At 63.1% G+C, this 15,442-nt stretch carries 14 protein-coding genes; 10 read left to right on the top strand and 4 right to left on the bottom strand.

Going from position 1 to position 15,442, the window contains the following annotated elements:
* Positions 1 to 132 precede the first annotated feature (132 nt).
* The 9 genes from QNO18_RS05025 (at position 133) to QNO18_RS04985 (ending at position 10,361) form a co-directional block, all read left to right on the top strand.
* Positions 133 to 4,329, top strand: a complete 4,197-nt coding sequence (locus QNO18_RS05025) for a response regulator (RefSeq protein ID WP_283176795.1) — start codon at positions 133 to 135, stop codon at positions 4,327 to 4,329.
* Positions 4,326 to 5,429: a diguanylate cyclase gene (locus QNO18_RS05020; RefSeq protein WP_283176794.1), complete on the top strand. Its 1,104-nt coding sequence runs from the start codon at positions 4,326 to 4,328 to the stop codon at positions 5,427 to 5,429. The genes QNO18_RS05025 and QNO18_RS05020 overlap by 4 nt, the downstream gene beginning before the upstream one ends.
* Before the next feature lie 560 nt (positions 5,430 to 5,989).
* Positions 5,990 to 6,292, top strand: coding sequence for a hypothetical protein (locus QNO18_RS05015; RefSeq protein ID WP_283176793.1), 303 nt, complete (start codon positions 5,990 to 5,992; stop codon positions 6,290 to 6,292).
* Entirely contained in the window at positions 6,285 to 6,662 is a 378-nt protein-coding gene (locus QNO18_RS05010) for a hypothetical protein (RefSeq protein ID WP_283176792.1), read from the top strand. Before QNO18_RS05015 ends, QNO18_RS05010 begins: the two co-directional genes overlap by 8 nt.
* Before the next feature lie 9 nt (positions 6,663 to 6,671).
* Positions 6,672 to 6,845, top strand: coding sequence for a hypothetical protein (locus tag QNO18_RS05005; RefSeq protein WP_092900846.1), 174 nt, complete (start codon positions 6,672 to 6,674; stop codon positions 6,843 to 6,845).
* Positions 6,846 to 6,849: 4 nt separating this feature from the next.
* Positions 6,850 to 8,244, top strand: a complete 1,395-nt coding sequence (locus tag QNO18_RS05000) for an amino acid permease (protein WP_198837338.1) — start codon at positions 6,850 to 6,852, stop codon at positions 8,242 to 8,244.
* Between the two features lie 126 nt (positions 8,245 to 8,370).
* The gene (locus QNO18_RS04995) at positions 8,371 to 8,934 is read left to right on the top strand and encodes a hypothetical protein (RefSeq protein WP_283176791.1); all 564 of its coding nucleotides are present in this window, start codon (positions 8,371 to 8,373) and stop codon (positions 8,932 to 8,934) included.
* Complete coding sequence (locus QNO18_RS04990) at positions 8,931 to 9,206, top strand: hypothetical protein (RefSeq protein WP_283176790.1); 276 nt, start codon at positions 8,931 to 8,933, stop codon at positions 9,204 to 9,206. Before QNO18_RS04995 ends, QNO18_RS04990 begins: the two co-directional genes overlap by 4 nt.
* Positions 9,207 to 9,266: 60 nt before the next feature.
* Positions 9,267 to 10,361: a glycosyltransferase gene (locus QNO18_RS04985; RefSeq protein WP_283176789.1), complete on the top strand. Its 1,095-nt coding sequence runs from the start codon at positions 9,267 to 9,269 to the stop codon at positions 10,359 to 10,361.
* Positions 10,362 to 10,976: 615 nt separating this feature from the next.
* On the opposite strand, the gene QNO18_RS04980 is transcribed toward QNO18_RS04985, so the two are convergent.
* A complete protein-coding gene (locus QNO18_RS04980) occupies positions 10,977 to 11,156 on the bottom strand; it encodes a hypothetical protein (RefSeq protein ID WP_283176788.1) in 180 nt (59 codons plus the stop codon).
* A 219-nt stretch (positions 11,157 to 11,375) separates the two neighbouring features.
* Here QNO18_RS04980 and QNO18_RS04975 point away from each other — a divergent pair, with 219 nt between their 5' ends.
* Positions 11,376 to 11,729 carry a hypothetical protein gene (locus QNO18_RS04975; RefSeq protein ID WP_283176787.1) on the top strand — a complete coding sequence of 118 codons (354 nt, stop codon included), beginning with the start codon at positions 11,376 to 11,378 and terminating at the stop codon, positions 11,727 to 11,729.
* A gap of 160 nt (positions 11,730 to 11,889) precedes the next feature.
* Here the strand turns inward: QNO18_RS04975 and QNO18_RS04970 are convergent, their stop codons facing one another.
* The 3 genes from QNO18_RS04970 to QNO18_RS04960 are packed head-to-tail and all read right to left on the bottom strand — an operon-like array spanning position 11,890 to position 15,437.
* Complete coding sequence (locus tag QNO18_RS04970) at positions 11,890 to 12,873, bottom strand: ABC transporter permease (protein WP_283176786.1); 984 nt, start codon at positions 12,871 to 12,873, stop codon at positions 11,890 to 11,892.
* Positions 12,874 to 12,876: 3 nt separating this feature from the next.
* Positions 12,877 to 13,899, bottom strand: a complete 1,023-nt coding sequence (locus QNO18_RS04965; protein ID WP_283176785.1) for an ABC transporter permease — start codon at positions 13,897 to 13,899, stop codon at positions 12,877 to 12,879.
* Positions 13,896 to 15,437 (bottom strand): sugar ABC transporter ATP-binding protein, encoded by a 1,542-nt coding sequence (locus QNO18_RS04960; RefSeq protein WP_283176784.1) that lies wholly within the window; start codon positions 15,435 to 15,437, stop codon positions 13,896 to 13,898. Before QNO18_RS04960 ends, QNO18_RS04965 begins: the two co-directional genes overlap by 4 nt.
* Between the last annotated feature and the right edge of the window lie 5 nt (positions 15,438 to 15,442).

The raw sequence follows: 15,442 nt of genomic DNA, 5'->3' as shown, positions 1-15,442 counted from the left end.
AAACACCGCCCCTGCCCCCGCGAAAACGGGCAGATCATCTATTTCTGGTTGTATTAAATGCTTCACTTATCAGAAAGGGTTGTATCATAAAGAAGATACAGTCACCTACTTTGGTTACCGGATCCCGATAACATGAGAGTTCGTCTGCCAGGCTGGATCACCCAACCGACACTCAGAATGTCGATCATCGCAATCCTGTTGGTCGTGCTCCTGCCGACCCTGGGCGTCGTTGCAATGGCCTTGCTGAATGTCGGACAATCCTTCCGGACCCTGTCAGAGCAACGGCTGCTGGAAACCGCGCATATTCTCGCGCGCACGACTGAAAGCGAGATCAGCGTCACCGGGCGGCTGCTGCATGCGATCCGCAGCGGACAGGGCCAGAACGGCAACGAGGTAGCGCCGGGCGTCTCGATCCTGCCCAACCGCGAAGAAGAGGGCACCTATAAGCTTTTCACCCTGCGGCGTGATGCCACCGGCAAGATCATCGCACCAGAGTTCAGCGAAGCCGAGGTCGCCCGACTGGTATTGCAGGCCGCCGAGAGCGGCAGAATGCAGGTCTCAAACCTGCTGCCTCCACGGTTTGACGACGACCAGCCCCGGGTGGCAATCGCTTATCCTGAAGCCGCTCCCGAAGGCGCGATGGCGGATGGCGGGCAGCTGATCCATGTTGTCGCGGTCACCGACCACCCGTCCAGCCTGCTCCACTCGTTGACTGATGACAGCATGGGAGAGAGCAATGCCGTGCTGGCGATCACCGATGGCACCGGGCGGCTGCTGGCGCGCTCGGTCGATGGCGACCGTATGCTGGGGCGCAAAGTGCCCGACTGGGAACAGCTGACGGCCATGGGCGCCGAAAGCGGCAGCTTCCGGGCGACCACGATGGAGGGTCGCGCCATCATGTTCTCGTTCCAGAAGATCCCGAATACCCCGGGATGGGTTGCCGTGGTCGGCGAGCCGCTGGTCACATTCGATGCCCGCTGGGAACACCCGATCCGCTCGATGATCCTTATGTCGGTGGGAACGATCGCAGTGGCACTGCTGCTGGCACTGGTGCTGGTGCGTGGTCTGCTGCAGCCGATTCACGATCTTGCGCAGCGATCCGATAAGATCGCGCGCGTCGGCGGTACCTCGGATGAGGCCTCCGTCAGCATCCCACCTGCCCGTATCCGTGAATTCGAAACGCTGCGGCGCAGCCTTGAACTGGCCGACCGTAAAATGCGCGGGCGGCTTGCAGAAAGCCGCGCCGCAGAGGCAGCCTCGCGCGCCAATCTCGACGCGATGGAGCGGGCGGAGCGACTTGCAAGGATCGGCTCCTGGACGCTGGATCTTGCCAGCGGCAGATTCCGCTTTTCGGAAATGATGGCCGAAATGAACGGCCGGTCCACCAAAGACCTGGTCACGGTGGAAGATCTGAAACGGATGATGCCCGAAGCGGATTTCAACCGGGTAAGCGATGCCATTGCCCGCTGCCTTGAAACCGGCGAGTCCTATACCGTGGATGTGCAGCATTACACATCCGGTGGCGGCACTTTCGCGGCTGAGATCCGCGGCGGCGTGCTGCACGACGAGGCCGGTGCCATCTCTGGTCTCAGCGGCACCGTCCAGGATGTCAGCGAGCGCGAGGCGTCCCGCGCCCAGATGACCGCCATCGCCGACAGCCTGCCCAATGGGGCAATCTACCGGCTCGATTTCCTGACCCCCGAGCTTGGTCTGACAGGCGAGACGGTAACGCGCAAGGAAATGCGTTTCTCCTATGTCAGCGCCGGCATCGATGCGCTGATCGGCATCCCTCACGACGCTCTGATCCGGGACCCCTCGCTCTTTATCGAAGCCGTACATCCCGAGGACCGCGCCCGCTATCTTGAAACCTCGCGTCTCGCGACCGCTTCGGGCACGAATTTCGAATGCGAATTCCGCCTGATTCGCCCTGATGGCGAGGTCATCTGGATCCAGGTCCGCTCGGCGCCGCGCGCTTCCGAGGCGGGGCGGATCTGGGACGGGATCATCCTCGACGTCACCCCGGCCCATAAGGCCGCAGAGGCGCTGCGCCGGGCCAAGGAAGACGCCGAGGCCGCCGAACATGCCAAGAGCGATTTCCTCGCCACGATGAGCCATGAGATCCGCACGCCGATGAATTCGGTGATCGGGATGACCCGGCTCGCGCTGCAGACGCAGCTTGATCCCAAACAGCGCGCCTATCTTGGCAAGATCAATGATTCCGCCAATGTCCTGATGGGAATAATCAATGATATCCTCGACTTTTCCAAGATCGAGGCGGGTGGCATGGTGTTGGAGAAATCGGTGTTCCGGCTGGAATCCGTGCTGGAATCGGTCGCATCGGTCACCGCACTCAAGGCCGAGGAAAAGGCGCTGGAATTCACTTTCGTGGTGGCCCCCGGCACGGCGCAATACTGGCGCGGCGATTCCCTGCGGCTGGCCCAGGTTCTTACCAACCTCGTCAGCAATGCGGTGAAATTCACCTCTGACGGCGATGTGGTCGTCTCGATCTGCGCGCTTCCCGAGGCGCCTGCGGGGGTGCATCAGTTGTTCTTCACCGTCAGAGATACCGGGATCGGCCTCAGTCAGGATCAGATCGGCGGGCTCTTTCGCCCCTTCTCCCAGGGGGACAGCGATACCGCCCGCAAATTCGGCGGCACCGGGCTTGGTCTTGCGATCAGCCGGCGCATCGTCGAACTGATGGGCGGTACGATCTGGGTGGAAAGCCGGCCGGGCCATGGCAGCACCTTCTGCTTTACGGTCGAACTAGAACCTGCCGCACCCGAGATTGTCCCCGGGTCTCTGATGCAGATTTCCGCAAGCCTCGGCACAAGGCGCGTGCTGATCGTCGATGATAACGAAACTGCGCGGGTGGCGCTTTCTGAGATCGTTGACAGTTTCGGCATGGATTCGGTCGCGGTCGACAGTGGTGAGGCGGCATTGCGTTTGCTGCACCGCACTCAGACCGGAGACGAGCCCTTCGATATCGTGCTTTCAGACTGGCGTATGCCAGGGATGGACGGGCTGGAACTGGCCCGCGCCATCCGCAGCGACGCGCAGCTGGTGAACATGCCCGCCGTGCTGATGGTGACGGCCTATGGCCACCAGCTCGTGATGGCAGAGGCGACCCGGATCGGCCTGCAGGGCGTGCTGCTCAAGCCGGTGACGCGTTCGATGATCCTCAACACGTTCATGGAGGTGCTGTCGGTCGCTCCGGTCGATGGCTTCAACCGCGCCCCGGAACCAAAGATAACGGAGAACACTGATCTGAAACGGATTCTCGGGGGACGCAAGATCCTCGTCGTCGATGACAATGCCCTGAACCGCGAGGTCGTTGGAGAATTCCTCGACCTCGTCGGGGTGGTGGTCACGACGGCGGAAAACGGGAGCGAAGCCATCGCGAGGATGAAAGAGCACCGGTTTGACGCGGTCCTGATGGATGTGCATATGCCGGTGATGAACGGGCTTGAAGCGATCCGCGAGATCCGCCGCAGCCCGGAATGGTCAAACCTTCCGGTTGTCGCATTGACGGCCCAGGCCAGGGTCGAGGACGAGCGTGAAAGTATCGCAGCCGGCATGAGCGCGCATCTCACCAAACCGCTTGATGAACAGGCCCTGTTCCGCATGCTTTGTGATCTGATCACCGCGACGGATGCGGGGGAAGAATCGGCTCCCTCGCCGGGCTCCCACCCCTCTGCTGCGCCTGCGCCCGCTCTACCCGAATACCGCGCCGATTTGTCTAAACTCCTGCGTCGTTTCGGCGGCTCGCGTGACCGGCTTTTGCGATTTATCAACGGCTTTCTGCGTGACTTCGGAGATATGGCTGAACGGTTCGCAGAGATGAATGTCGAGACGGATATCACCAGGATCGCGGAATTCTCCCATCGGGTGAAGGGGGTGGTCGGCTATGTCGAGGCAGAGAGCCTCTTCGCTATGTCGGGCACGGTCGAGACGGCCGCACGTCAGGGCGATATCGGCGGCGTTCAGGCTGTTTCGGAACATTTCCGGCAGTTGATGGCGGAATGCGTGGCCGGGCTGCGTCAGCTGGCCGCAGAGATGCAGGCTGAGCCGGTGCAAGCGGGTGCGGCAGGTCTGTCGGCCCAGGAGGCCTGGGAACAGCTGGAAATCACCCTGCCGCTGGTCGCGGCCGGTGACTTTGCGGCACGTGCCAATCTGCATGCCCTGGCCGAGGGGCTGACGGATACACATCTGCGAAAGCAGGTAAGGTTCGGGCTGGAACAATTCGAGGATCTGGAGCTGGGACCGGCGATCGTCACACTGCGCGGGGTCAGCGATGCACTCGCCACCACGATGCGGAGGACAGATGCATGAAAGCGTCGACCGCCCCGGCAGGTTCTCAGCCCGCGACGGTTCTGGTCGTCGATGACGACCGGCTGAACCGCGTCGCGCTGGCAGAGCTGTTGCAGCCAGATTTCCGGGTGCTGATGGCCCGGGACGGACCATCAGGGCTCGAGATCCTGACGCGTGAGGCGGTGAACCTCGTCTTGCTGGATGTCTCTATGCCCGGGATGGACGGCTATGATGTGTTGCGCGCCATTCGCGCAGCGGAACATACCAGCAATCTTCCGGTGATCTTCATCACCGGCAGGTCAGATGCCACGGATGAAGAGCGCGGGCTGCTGCTGGGCGCCGCCGATTTCGTGCATAAGCCCATTCGCCCGGCCATTGTTCGCGCCAGGGTCATGACGCATCTGCGACTGGCCCGTCAACGCAACGAGATGGAGGCGCTCGCCTCGCTGGATGGCCTGACCGGCATCGCCAATCGGCGTTGCTTTGACGCAACCATGGATCGCGTGGCTCGCCAGACCACGCGAAGCAGTGATGTTTTCGGCATCGCCCTGTTCGATGTCGACCATTTCAAGCAATATAATGATCACTACGGCCATGGCGCCGGGGATCAGGCCTTGCGCACTGTGGCGGTCACTCTGACCAGATTCGCCCGGCGCGCCGGTGAGCTGGCGGCCCGATACGGTGGCGAAGAGTTTGTCTTGCTGCTCCCGGGCTGCTCTGACCTGGAGGAGGTGATGAACAGCTTCCGCCAGAGCGTTGCAGATGCCAGGATCCCCCATGAACGCTCAGAGACCTCGGACTGGCTGACGGTCAGCGGGGGCGGCGTTGTGGTCCCTGCGGTTGCGCTGGCGCAATCCCGCGATTCGCTGGCACTGGCGGATCAGTTGCTCTACCGCGCCAAAGCCGGGGCCGGAACCGGGTCATGGTGCAACGGGCCTGAGCCTTACGTTCTTGCCGCGACCATTATCCGCCCGAAGCCGTGCCAGGACGGTGGTTGCCGGCACTTCACAGCTGCGCGCCCCGATTGGGAGTCCTGCGCGCATCGCGCCCCCGGGGCGGAGCTGATCGGGCGCGCGATACCCCAGATTTGGCCGCAATGCGCTCCGCACAGCTCAAGCTGAGCAGGCACTCCCAATCCGGCGCCTGTGCGACGCCCGACGGTCTGATCGACCCATTGCGCGGCTGCGACCCGCGCACCAAAGGAAACAAGGGCGCGCGCTGCAGACCCGACGACGGGGCCATCCCACCTCTCTGCCTGCCAGAACGAGCGAGATCGGGAACGAGCCGGGCCCGGACTCTGGCCATGCGCCAGATCGGGGGCCAGATCGCAGCACCGGGGCACTCATCTTCGGTCACAAGCCCCAGGTCGCACTGCGCAGGAGACTGAGTTTTGCGGGCACCGGCATGCCGCGATGCGGCGAAGGAATACAGAACGGAAACAAAAGGGAAATTCAAGAATATCACGCCCATCCCCGGGAATATCCTGCCGTCCCGGACGTAAATTTCAGCGTTTTTATTCTGCCCGTTTTCTGCGCAGAAAGCCTGAATTTCCTGCACAAGAAACTTGACAGAATGTCGCAGCACGCGCTCACTGTGGGGAAAAAGTTTTCAAACACAGAAAACAAACGCCAGGGCCCGGCGCGGAAATATCCATCATCAGGGCCTCAGGGAGGGATGCAAAGTGTCAGATCTGACGAAACGGATCGAGACCATGCACCGGCGCGATGTCGCCGTGGCATGGGCCTTCGTTCTGGGCTTGTGGTTTGCGATCATCTTTGTCGCCATCGGCACCTGGTCGCTCGCGCCTTCGGGCACGACGCGCGCGGTGCTGCTGACCGGCGGCGCCGTTGTGCTCCTGTTCAACACCGCAGCAATTCTCGCGATGCTGCGCCATTACCGCGAAGACCGCGACTTCATGTATGGGCTGGATATCCAGTTCCTTGATGAAGCCCGCGACGCGAAGCGGAGGCGGAAACATGGCTAAATATACCGCCCCCGTGCAAAGCAAGATCGGCCAGATCATTGACGTGATCGTCCTTCTGATCATGGCCATCGGCGCGCTCTACATCCCCTTGTGGATGGGCATGGCCGGCTCTTCAAAGGAACCCGTCACCGTCGAGAACCCCACCTGGGAAGCACTTGGCCAGAACCCGGCCATGGTCGGCCAATGGGAGAAGCTTGGCTTCAGCGACCCGGCCGCCGCCGCCGAGCTGATCACCGCGCGCTTCGACTATTCCTTCTCGATCTCGTCGCTGATCGTGATGATCGTGGTCATCGTGGGCTATTACGCAATTCTGCTGCGGTTTTCTGAAAAAGAATACTGCGATGTTATCGCTGAAAAATTCGGCGAGTAAGGGCAGCACATGGATCTCTGGAACTATCTTGAATATGCGGCCTGGGCCGCATCGGCGCTGTTTGGCGTGTTCATCGTGATCGACTGGATCAAGACCGACAGCCAATACAGTGAAGAGTTTCTGACCTCGTCGCGCGAAGGCGAGCTGGAAGCGCTCACCGAAGAACAGCATCATCGGGGGTGAGGGAATGGCACAGGAACAACAAACCGAACATGTCGGCCTTGCCCGCGTTCTTGGCCCCGCCCATGTCTGGGCGCTCGGGGTCGGCATCGTGCTGGTGGGCGAATATATGGGCTGGAATTTCGCGGTCGGAAAGGGCGGTGCCTATGCGGCGCTGATCGCCTGCTGGTTCGCAGGCATTCTCTACAGCTGCGTTGCGATGATCGATTCCGAGGTCACCTCGACGGTCGCGGCTGCCGGCGGCCAATATACCCAGGCCAAGCATATCGTCGGCCCGCTGATGGCCTTCAATGTGGGCCTTTATCTCGTCTTCGCCTATACGATGCTTGAGGCGGCGAATGCGATCACGGTGGGCTTCCTCGTCGATACGGTGGCCACGATGTCAGGCCATTCCGGCGTGCTGGATCAGCGGCCGTTCATCATCCTGGCGATCATGTTCCTCGCCTGGCTGAACTATCGCGGCGTGCTGGCAACGCTGACCTTCAACCTTGTCATCACCGCCATCGCCTTCTCGGCAGTGATCATCCTGTTCCTCGCGACTTCGGGCATCTTCACCACCAGCCCGTTGCAACATGCGGAACTGATGAGCGGCCCCGCCTCCCTGCCCTATGGCTGGCTTGGCATCCTGGCGGCGATGCATTTCGGGCTTTGGTATTACCTCGGGATCGAGGGCACCACCCAGGCCGCTGAAGAAGTGCGTTCACCGGCGCGGTCGCTGCCCTTCGGCACGCTTGCCGGGGTGATGACCCTGGCGATTGCGGCCACGCTGACCTGGTATGTCTGCTCCGGCCTGATGCCCTGGGAGTATCTTGGCCAGGCCGGGGTGCCGCTGTTTGACGCCGCGCGGCTGTCGGGATCGACCTTCCTGATGGTGCTGTTGGGCATCGGCACGCTGTTCGCGACGCTGGCCTCGGCCAATGGCTGTATCAATGACGCGAGCCGCGCCTGGTTCGCGATGGGGCGCGACCGCTATCTGCCCGGCTGGTTCGGGGCGGTGCATCCGCGCTATCGCACCCCGTATCGCGCGATCATCTTCCTGGTGCCGATCGCGCTGATCTTCGCCCTTGGTGCACCGATCGATCAGGTGATCACCTTCTCGATCCTTTCAGGATTGCTCGGCTATACTTTCATGCCGCTGAACATCATCCTGTTCCGCCGCAAATGGCCGCTCGATTCGATCAAGCGCGGCTATGAGCATCCGTTCCATCCGGTGCCGGCTTTCGTGCTGCTTGCGCTGTGTGGCACCACCTTCTTCGCGGTGTTCCTCGGTTATGGCACCCAGCTTGTGGCGATGATTGCCTTCTATATCGTCGTCTCGCTGTGGTTCCACTTCTGGCGCTACCGCTTCGTCAACCGGGGCGCGCAGTTCACCATGCCCTGGCCGAAACCGCGTGGTTACTGAAATGGAAGCGGGCATTCTCGCCCTTATTCTCGGCGGGGGCTGGTCATTCTGGCCCTCCGTCTTTCGCGCGCGACCCGCGCCCGCCGCACCGCGCGCGAAGGATATTTCGACCTGATCGCTCCGCATATGACCGGCCTCAGACGCGCGGTGATGCCCACGGGTTTCGCCCGCATCTCGGGCCAGATCGGCGGCCAGCTGACCGATCTGCAACTGATCCCCGACACGCTGACCTGGCGGAAACTGCCGGTGCTCTGGCTTCTGGTCACGCAGCCCGGCGCGCTGCCGGTCTCGCAGCGCATCGACCTCATGGTGCGCCCGCGCGGGATCGAGCCTTTCTCGACCTTTGACACCCTGCCGCATCAGACCATCCTGCCGCAGGATTTTCCCTTTGACGCCTGCCTGCGCAGCGAGAGCCCGCTTTCTCCCGCCGAGGCCGCCCTGCTTCAACGCCATCAGCATCTGCTGCAAAACCCCCGCATCAAAGAGCTGATCATCGCCCCCGAGGGGCTGCGCCTGACCTTTTTCGCTGATGAGGCCGAACGCGGCCGCTATCTGATTTTCCGCGAGGCCGAGATGGGCCGCGATGCGCTGGAGCCAGAAACCCTCGCGCCCCTTCTCGGGGCGCTGGCCGATCTGCGCGCCGATATCTTCGCCGGGGCCGCTGACAAAGACGCAAGGAAATCCGCATGAAAACGCCCCCGAACCCCTATCTCGTGCTGGGGTCTGCCATTGTGCTCCCGGGCTCCGGCCAGGTCTGGAACGGCGAGCCGCTGCGCGGGCTGATATTCCTGTTCTTCATCTTCCTGCTGGGCGGTTTCACCCTGATCACCGCCGGGCCGGAAATTTCCTTTGTTGGCCGCTATGCCGGCGGGTTCTTCGTCTGGGCCATGGCGATTTTCGACGCGTACAAGCGCGCCCGCATCCGCACCGAGATCACCGCCCATAAGGCTCGCACCACCTGAGCCCCCTTCGCCCCGCAGCCGTTCCGCGCTATAGAAAGCGCAGGTGTTATGGGGGTGAGGATGGATCTCTGTCTCAATATGATCGTGCGCGACGAGGCGTCGATCATTGCGGAAACGCTGGCAAATATCCTCGACCATATCGAAATCTCGACCTGGGTGATCCATGATACCGGCTCACGCGATGCAACGCCGCAGATCATCCGCGATTTCTTCGAGACGCGCGGCATTCCCGGGCTGCTGGCCTTCCGCGACTGGGAGAATTTCGGCGCCAACCGGCAATATGCGCTGAAGGATGCCGAGGGCCGCGCCGAATTCGCGTTGATTTTCGACGCCGATGACGGGTTTGAAGGAACCCTGCCCGGGATGCCGCAGGATTGTGACTCGCTGACGCTGAACATGAAGCGCGGGGCGATCACCTATCCGACCAAGCTGATCTTGCGCAATGATGGCCGTTACCGCTGGCGCGGCGTGGTGCATGAGGGGCTGTATTTCCAGGGCGCGCCTGACCGTGCGCCCATCAGCGGGCCGGAAAAGGTCGTGCATCTGCCAGGCGATTACGCGGTGATCAGCCGGTCAGCGGGGGCGCGCTCGCGCGATCCGGTCACCTTCCTGCGCGATGCCGCGATGCTGGCGAAAGCGGTGGCGACGCTGCCTGACGCCGACCGCGACCTGCTGCCACGCTACGCGTTTTATTGTGCCAATTCCTGGCGCGATGCCGGCGCCTCGCATGAGGCGATCCACTGGTATCGCCGCCGCATCGACCTCGGCGGCTGGAAGGATGAACTTTACCTGTCCTGGATGGGGCTCGGAATCGAACTGCGCAAGACGGGCGATACAGAAGGCGCGATCCAGGCCTTTATGAAGGGGCATGAAGTCTGTTCCGACCGCGCCGAATGCCTGTTCCATCTGGTGCAGCTGCTGCGGGCCGAAGCGCGCCCGGAGATGGCGCTGATCCTCGCGCGCGAAGGGCTGAAGATCCCGCTGCCGGCACGGACGCGGCTGTTTCTCTGGTTCGACATCTACGCCTTCTGGATGGATTTCGAATATCTGATGTGCCTCAGGGCGCTGAACCGGCTGGCCGAGGGCGAAGAGGCGCTGGCGCGGATGCAGGCAGCCCATGCGCCGGCGCATCTCTTCGCGCTGATCACCGGTTGACCGGGCGCAGTCGCGGCCGATCTTGCCAGGCGCCGGCATATCAGCGATCACGATGATCTCATGCATGATTGCGGGCAGCGGATGACTGGCGATTTCTGCGCGTTACCTGTCCGGGACATCGCCGCGCGGGATCGGGTTGATCGCTGCGCTGGTCGCAGCGATCAGATTATCGCGCCCGGGCGCTGCATCACACAGCCTGAAGGCGCCGCCCGCGATTGCATTTTTCGTGGAGATTTACGCGGGCGGAGGCAGACGGAGGCCATCTGAAGCGCCGTATGGAGGCCACCAAAGACATGCGCTGATCGGGATCTAAAACCATCATGATGGACCGCGTCTTGGCGCCTGAGCACCGCGTGCAAACCGTCCGGGCGCACCTCTCGTCGGAATCCGCGGGGACGGCACTTTGTTCCGACCGTAAGACCTGTGCCCGCCCCTACATCTATATCGTGGGGACCTGTTTCGCCGCCGGCAGCCTCATGCTCGCGGACCGGAGGATAAGGCTTCACACTCCCAGCATTCAGGCCCGGGTCCGTGCCTCTACCCGCACAAATGTCAGTCAAGGCGCGCTCGCCGGGATGCGGCTGGCGGGACCGGCACTTCAGGCCAAGGTTCGGCTCATGTCCGCCGCCTTTCCCACCACCATTTCGCGAGACTGTCCTGCCGCATAGCCAGATTGCGCTGTCGCCGCGCCTTACGCGCCTTGCCGGGGTCTGTTGGCAAAACACCACCAGTGACAACGGCACCTGCACGCGGACGGAATGCGCGCGCCACCGGATCATTGATGGCGTCGGTCACCTGGTCCTGATCGGCGGAAGCTGCGTTTCGCGACCGGGAGTTACCCGCCGCGCCTGCTCCACAACGGCGTCCGGGCCAGTTACAAGAACCTGCGGTCGGGGGAGCGGGCTCGCCGCATTCTGGTTTCAGAGCTGAGATCCGAAGGCGACCTTTCGGCGTGCCCCGACCGCCCTGTTCAAAAATCAGCCGCAATCTCGCAATATCGGCGGCGAACAGGCGGTGTGGAGCGCGGTTCTGCCGGTTTCCCACGTCCCAACCGCCCACATATGCGGCAGTGATCATCTGATTTTCGGCGGGATCCGCGATCTGCTGCCCGACCTTGCCCCCTGGCCGGTGGCCCCCCCGCGCCCCGAAAGCGGCACCACGCTGCGCCTGTCATTTCTGGCGACGGCGCCGACAGGGCAGTTCCGACGCCACCTCGTGATCGGCCGCGATATCAGGGCCAAGGTCGGGTTCAGATATGGCACCGCCGCCCGGATCAAAGATGTAATCTCAAAGCATTCGGCCCTGGGCGCGAGCTATGACATTGATGCCATGGGCTGGGCGTCTTTACAGAGTCGCGCATTTGGCTGATGCCGGGCCGGGAGGCAGACTCATGCGGCAGGATGCGGCCGCGGTCTCTCGCGCGCGACAGCCCCCTCAGAGATACAGTCAGAAACCAGCTGAAAGCGGCGCCGCAGCGCGGCATAATGCGCCTCCTCCCCGAGCGCGCGGGTGGTTTTCACCTCGGCCTTCATCTGTGCAGCCCCTCTCGCCGCAAGCCATAGCTCAGCGCCAGCACCGCGAAGACAAGCGCGCCGATGCCGACCTGTTGCCAGTAAAAATTCCACCCGATCAGCAAAAGGCCATTACGGACCATGCCCAGAAGCAAGACCCCGATCAGCGTGCCATGAACCGAAGGCCGGCCGTCCCTTCGCAAGGTGGTGCCGATAAAGGCCGCGCCGATGGCGTCGAGCAGATAGCCATTTCCCGATATCGGGATGTAGGATCGCACCGTCGCGGTCAGGAGGATACCGGCTATTCCGCTCAGCAGCGCGGCGATCAGCCAGACCCGGGCCAGTACGAAAGCCGTGCTGATCCCGGAATAATGCGCGGCATCGGGTGCGGCCCCGATGGCAGAGATCTCACGCCCCAGCCGCCCGCGATGCAGGATGACCCAGGCCCCGGCCGCCACCAGCACCAGAACGATCACAGGGGTCGGAATGCCCAGCACATCCGAGCGGCCAATCGCCCCCAGAGTTTCGGCGTAAGACCTGTTGCCCAGATAGATCGGGCTGCCGCCGCCGGTCAGCAGCCGCTGCGCCGACTGGCCGATGAACAACAGCGCAAGGGTTGCAAGAAACGGGTTCAGCCGCAGCTTCGCGATCAGGAGCACATTCGCAATGCCGACCAGCACAGCAGCCGCCAGGCCGAGACTGATCGCAAAAGGGGCCGCGACTGCGGCTGAAAGCGCAAAGGCAAAGCCAAAGCTTGCCGCGTCCACAGCCACCCCGGTCGAAAGATCGATGCCACCGGATTTCACGACGAATGTCATGCCGATGGCGACGATGCCGAGGATGGCCACGTTATTGACGAGGATATTTCGCAGGTTACCGGCAGTCAGGAAGGCAGGGGCGGAGAGCGCGAAGAACATAAACAGGAAGGCAAAGGCGATCAGCAGCGCCGAGCCGGCCAGTCTTTCGCCGATCAGCCCGGCGCGGGGCAGCGCGATACTCATGGTTCAGGCTCCCTTTCGGCGGTTCAGGGCCGTGGCCGCCACCACCGCGAGGATAAGCGCGCCCTGGACGCCCGAGACCCAGTTGCTCGACAGGCCTTTCAGCTGGAATCCGTTCGACAGGAATCCGATGAACAGAACCGCGATCAGGGTGCCCGCAACTGTGGGCACTCCGCGTCGTGAAAACACCGTGCCCAAAAGTGCCGCGGCAAGGATCGACAGCAGCATCTCGCCGGTGCCGGTCGAAGAGGCCGAAAGCCGCGAAACGCTGAGGATCGCGGCGAAAGCGGCGGTAAAGCCCGCAACCGCGTAACTGCCCAGCCGCAGGCGCGCGACAGGAACCCCGGCGGCGCGCGCGGCTTCCGGGTGGCCGCCGGTCGCGTAAAGCCGCAGGCCAAGCGGGCTGCCATGGAGGATCAGTGCCGCCACAAGGCTCACGACGATCAGCACCCAGGTCAGGCTGGAAAGACCAAGAAAACTTCCGCCCGAAAGCAGGCTCAGGATCGCAGACGCAGCCGGGATCACGGTGTTTTCCGTCAGCACCAGTTCCAGCCCGCCGACGATATTGCTCATGGCAAGCGTGGCCAGCAGCGGTAGAATCCCAAGCCGCACCACCGCCAGCCCGTTCACCACGCCGACCAGGGTACCAGTGCCCAGCGTGACGGCAAGCGCGGCAGGCTCGCTCCACCCGGCACGAAGTGCGACCGCGAAAACCGCAGCCGAAAGGCCCATATTCGCCGCCAGAGACAGGTCGATGCCGCCGGTCTGCACATCGGAGCCGCCGGTCAGGATCACCAGCGCCATCGCCAGCGCCAGAACCCCCGGGATCGCGGCTTGCTCGACCACGTTCAGGATGTTCCAGCCGGTGAAAAAGCCGCGTGTCGTCAGGGCGAAAGCCACAAAGACCAGCACCACCGTGGCCAGCGCCACCAGCCGCGTGAGGTCTCCGGCGGCAAGCGATCCGGCCCTGGATTTCAGCCAGCGCCTCCCCGCCGCGCCAGGAAGAATTTCGGTCTGCGCCAGGGTCATCCTGCGGCTCCTTCGGAAATGGGGTTGCGCGCGCTGGTGCCATTGGCCGCGGCCAGCAGGCGCTCGGGCGTCAGGGTCTCGCCCTGGAAACGGCCCGCGACCCGACCACGATGGATGATCAGCGCGCGATCACAGAGCCCCGCGAGTTCGAGAAGGTCGGAAGACAGCACGATCACAGCAGCCCCTTCAGCCGCGAGCCGGTTCAGCACATTGTAGATCTCGACCTTGGCGCCGACATCGACGGCCACGGTCGGCTCATCCAGCAGATAGACCCGCGCTTTGGCAGACAGCCATTTCGACAGCACGACCTTTTGCTGATTGCCCCCCGACAGCGCCGCGACCTTTTGCGCAGGCCCGGTGGTGCGGATCGACAGATCCTGAATGCCCTTCGCGGCAAGGCCCTGTTCAGCGCGGCGGTTGACAAGGCCCAGACGGCTCAGAAGCCCGAGATTGCCAAGCGTGATATTCTCGCGGATCGAATGCGAGACCGAGACCCCCTGGCGACGACGATCTTCGGGAACCAGCACCACGCCCTGCCGGACAGCGGCGCGCGCCGAGCCCGGCGCATAGGCCTGGCCGTCGAGGTCAACACGGCCATGATCGGCGGGGGTCAGGCCGAAAAGCGTGGCAAGGATCTCTTTCGCACCCGATCCGAGCAGGCCGGAAATCCCAAGCACCTCGCCCGCGCGCAGATCGAAACTGACATCCGAGAAAACGCCATCCCGGCCCAGACCATCGACTTTCAGCACGACCTTGCCGGGCGCATGGTGGCGGCGCGGGTAAAGCTCGCCTACCTCGCGATTGACCATTTCAGAGACGATTTCGGGGATCGAGGTTGTGGCCACGGGATGCGAGGCGACATGGCGGCCATCGCGGAAAACAGTGACATGGTCGCAGATCTCAGCGATCTCATCCATGTAATGCGAGATGAAAAGGATGCTCAGCCCCCGCGCGCGAAGGCTGCGCAAGGTGCTGAAAAGGCTCTCAGCTTCGCGGCGCACCAGGGCGGCGGTCGGCTCGTCCAGCACCAGCACCCGCGCATCCGAGGCCAGAGCGCGGCTGATCTGGACGATCTTCTGTTCCGCCGCCGAAAGGTCGCGGATCAGCCGGTTGCCGGGGATTGCAAGGCCGAAATGACGCCGGATCAGATCCTCGGCCTGCCGCCTGGCCCGGCGCGCATTGTAGAAGGGTCCGAATTTCGGCTCCTGTCCCAGAGCGATGGCCTCGGCCACGGTGGCGGTTGGCACCAAAAGCCTGTCCTGGTGGATGAAATGGATGCCGCGCCGCTCCATCTCCTCCGGACTGGGATGCCGGACGGGCTGTCCAAACACCCGCACCTCGCCCGCATCAGCCTGTTCGATACCTGCAAGAATGCGGATGATCGTCGATTTCCCGGCGCCGTTCTGGCCGACAAGGCCGTGGATCTGCGCCGGGTGCAGCACCAGATCCGCGCCGCGCAGGGCCTGCGAGGCACCGTAGGTTTTCACGATGCCGCGAAGCTCGACAGTCGGCAGGCGCGGGTCTGGTGCTGTGGTCATGATAC

Source organism: Gemmobacter sp. 24YEA27 (genome assembly GCF_030052995.1).
GTDB lineage: Bacteria > Pseudomonadota > Alphaproteobacteria > Rhodobacterales > Rhodobacteraceae > Pseudogemmobacter.
Note: the sequence above shows the minus strand (reverse complement) of the source record. Positions and strands in the feature narration are given on the sequence as shown.

What these genes read in the sequence shown, in the direction of transcription:
- QNO18_RS05005 (WP_092900846.1), top strand. Translation starts at nt 6,672, where the DNA reads ATGGATCTCTGGAACTATCTTGAATATGCGGCCTGGGCCGCATCGGCG.
- QNO18_RS05025 (WP_283176795.1), top strand. Translation starts at nt 133, where the DNA reads ATGAGAGTTCGTCTGCCAGGCTGGATCACCCAACCGACACTCAGAATG.
- QNO18_RS04970 (WP_283176786.1), bottom strand. Translation starts at nt 12,873, where the DNA reads ATGAGTATCGCGCTGCCCCGCGCCGGGCTGATCGGCGAAAGACTGGCC.
- QNO18_RS04990 (WP_283176790.1), top strand. Translation starts at nt 8,931, where the DNA reads ATGAAAACGCCCCCGAACCCCTATCTCGTGCTGGGGTCTGCCATTGTG.
- QNO18_RS04965 (WP_283176785.1), bottom strand. Translation starts at nt 13,899, where the DNA reads ATGACCCTGGCGCAGACCGAAATTCTTCCTGGCGCGGCGGGGAGGCGC.
- QNO18_RS04995 (WP_283176791.1), top strand. Translation starts at nt 8,371, where the DNA reads ATGACCGGCCTCAGACGCGCGGTGATGCCCACGGGTTTCGCCCGCATC.
- QNO18_RS04960 (WP_283176784.1), bottom strand. Translation starts at nt 15,437, where the DNA reads ATGACCACAGCACCAGACCCGCGCCTGCCGACTGTCGAGCTTCGCGGC.
- QNO18_RS04985 (WP_283176789.1), top strand. Translation starts at nt 9,267, where the DNA reads ATGGATCTCTGTCTCAATATGATCGTGCGCGACGAGGCGTCGATCATT.
- QNO18_RS05010 (WP_283176792.1), top strand. Translation starts at nt 6,285, where the DNA reads ATGGCTAAATATACCGCCCCCGTGCAAAGCAAGATCGGCCAGATCATT.
- QNO18_RS05020 (WP_283176794.1), top strand. Translation starts at nt 4,326, where the DNA reads ATGAAAGCGTCGACCGCCCCGGCAGGTTCTCAGCCCGCGACGGTTCTG.
- QNO18_RS05000 (WP_198837338.1), top strand. Translation starts at nt 6,850, where the DNA reads ATGGCACAGGAACAACAAACCGAACATGTCGGCCTTGCCCGCGTTCTT.